Source organism: Mesorhizobium sp. M4A.F.Ca.ET.050.02.1.1, assembly GCF_003997725.1.
Classification (GTDB): Bacteria; Pseudomonadota; Alphaproteobacteria; order Rhizobiales; family Rhizobiaceae; genus Mesorhizobium.
Genome location: NZ_RZSG01001212.1, coordinates 1 through 1,157, shown reverse-complemented (window position 1 = coordinate 1,157; position 1,157 = coordinate 1). Strand labels below are relative to the sequence as shown.

Sequence of the window (1,157 nt, the reverse complement as noted above, 5' to 3'; positions counted from 1 at the left end):
GCTGCAGATCGAGCCCGGCGGCCCGGCCTGGTACCACCCCGGCCGCTCCGGCACGATCAAGCTCGGGCCGAAGACGGTGCTCGGCACGTTCGGCGAGTTCCATCCGAAGACGCTGGAAGCGCTCGATGTCTCCGGGCCGCTCTGCGGCTTCGAGGTATATGTCGATGCGGTGCCGGAGCCAAAAGCCAAGCCGACACGGACCAAGCCGAAGCTGGAGCTCTCCGCCTTCCAGGCGGTGAAGCGCGATTTCGCCTTCGTCGTCGACAGGACGGTCGAGGCCGGCACGCTGGTGCGCGCCGCACTCGCTGCCGACAAGAAGCTGGTCACCGGCGTCTCGGTCTTCGACATCTTCGAGGGCGCGTCACTGGGCGCGGCCAAGAAGTCGATCGCCATCGAGGTGTCGATCCAGCCGCTCGAGAAGACGCTGACCGACGAGGATTTCGAGGCGCTGGCCAAACGCATCGTCGAGAACGTCAACAAGCAGACGGGCGGCGTGCTGAGGACTTGAGGGGATTGCCGTCAGATGGCGAATCGTCCTCCAAAGGGCGATGGACCATCTGCGCTATTCCGGCCTTCCTTTTGAAGAACAGCGCGCGGCGTTCCTCGGCATCATCGCGACCGACCCGCTCATTGGCGAAACACTGGCGCGGGTGCGTGATCTCGCGCTGCCGGACTGGCTGATGGTGTCGGGCGCGCTCTACAACAGCGTCTGGAACCATCTGACCGGCAAGCCGCCGGGCTACGGCATCAAGGATGTCGACCTGTTCTATTTCGACGATGCCGACCTTTCCTACGAGGCCGAGGATGCGGTGATCCGCCGGGCGGCGCTGCACTTCGCAGGGCTGGCGCTGCCGGTCGAGGTGCGCAACCAGGCGCGGGTGCATCTGTGGTATCCGGAGAAGTTCGGGCAGGAATGCCCGCGCTATGCGAGCGCAAGCGAGTCCGTCAGCTATTTTGCTTCGAAGACGCACGCGGTTGGAGTGCGGTACGATGCACAGGGGCGCCTCGATCTTGTGGCGCCGTTCGGGCTCGACGATATTTTTTCCTTCCGCATCACGCCTAATCGGGCGCTGGACAATCAGCGGACGCATGAGGTGAAGGGGGCGCGGGCGCGGGAGTATTGGCCGGAGATTCGTATGGTGGCCTGGTAAGATAGG

Annotated in this window: 1 protein-coding gene and 1 pseudogene; both read left to right on the top strand. The window is 64.4% G+C overall.

From position 1 onward, the window contains the following. A pseudogene (locus EOA33_RS36395) lies at window positions 1-508 on the top strand (phenylalanine--tRNA ligase subunit beta); the annotation flags it as partial. Window positions 509-548: 40 nt separating this feature from the next. Further along, a complete protein-coding gene (locus tag EOA33_RS36390; protein ID WP_126057142.1) occupies window positions 549-1,151 on the top strand; it encodes a nucleotidyltransferase family protein in 603 nt (200 codons plus the stop codon). Window positions 1,152-1,157: the final 6 nt, after the last annotated feature.

Excerpts from the sequence above, each read along its gene's own strand:
- EOA33_RS36390 (WP_126057142.1), top strand. The coding sequence starts at position 549 with ATGGACCATCTGCGCTATTCCGGCCTTCCTTTTGAAGAACAGCGCGCG.